Source organism: Burkholderia sp. BCC1644, from assembly GCF_902833225.1.
In the GTDB taxonomy this organism is placed as follows: domain Bacteria; phylum Pseudomonadota; class Gammaproteobacteria; order Burkholderiales; family Burkholderiaceae; genus Burkholderia.
Window position 1 is genome coordinate 1 of record NZ_CADFEI010000050.1, and the last position, 1047, is coordinate 1047.

Below are 1047 nucleotides of genomic sequence, written 5' to 3' on the forward strand. Positions count from 1 at the left end.
GCGGTCGCGCGTGCCTACCGGCCGACGCTCACGCGCCACGATCGCGCGGCGATCCTGCGCCGCGCGGCCGACATCGTGCGCTCGCGCACGGCGGAGATCGCGGCGCTGATCACGGCCGAGGCCGGGTTGTGCATCAAGGATTCGACGTACGAAGCGGGCCGCGTGGCCGACGTGCTGACGTTCGGCGCCGGCGAAGTGTTGAAGGACGACGGGCAGATCTTCTCGTGCGATCTGACGCCGCACGGCAAGAAGCGCCGCGTGTACACGCAGCGCGATCCGCTGCTCGGTGTGATCTCGGCGATCACGCCGTTCAACCACCCGATGAACCAGGTCGCGCACAAGATCGTGCCGTCGGTCGCGACCAACAACCGGATCGTCGTGAAGCCGTCGGAGAAGGTGCCGCTGTCGTGCTACCTGTTCGCGGACATCCTGTATGAAGCCGGCTTGCCGCCGCAGATGCTGCAGGTGATCACCGGCGACCCGAGGGAGATTGCCGACGAACTGATCACGAACCCGGCGATCGACCTCATCACGTTCACGGGCGGCGTGTCGATCGGCAAGTCGATCGCGTCGCGGATGGGCTACCGGCGCGCGGTGCTCGAACTGGGCGGCAACGATCCGATCATCGTGATGGAAGACGCCGATCTCGACGAAGCGAGCACGCTCGCGGTGTCGGGCTCGTACAAGAACTCGGGGCAGCGCTGCACGGCGATCAAGCGGATGCTCGTACACGAGTCGGTGGCCGATCGCTTCACCGAGCTGGTCGTCGAGAAGACACGCGCGTGGTCGTACGGCAATCCGTCCGATCCGTCGGTCGACATGGGCACCGTGATCGACGAGGCGGCCGCGAAGTTCTGCGAGCAGCAGGTGAACGATGCGATTTCGCGCGGTGCGCGGCTGCTGGTCGGCAACGTGCGCGATGGTGCGCTGTATTCGCCGACGGTGATCGATCGCGTGACGCCCGACATGCCGCTCGTGAAGTACGAGACGTTCGGCCCCGTGTCGCCGATCATGCGCTTTCGCGACATCGACGAAGCGATCCGGATG

1 protein-coding gene is annotated in these 1047 nt (G+C 66.2%); it reads left to right on the forward strand.

The window, feature by feature from the left end:
- Window positions 1–1047, forward strand: a 1047-nt coding sequence (phnY, locus tag HWX87_RS37610) for a phosphonoacetaldehyde dehydrogenase (protein WP_176051834.1), incomplete at both ends; no start/stop codon positions are given.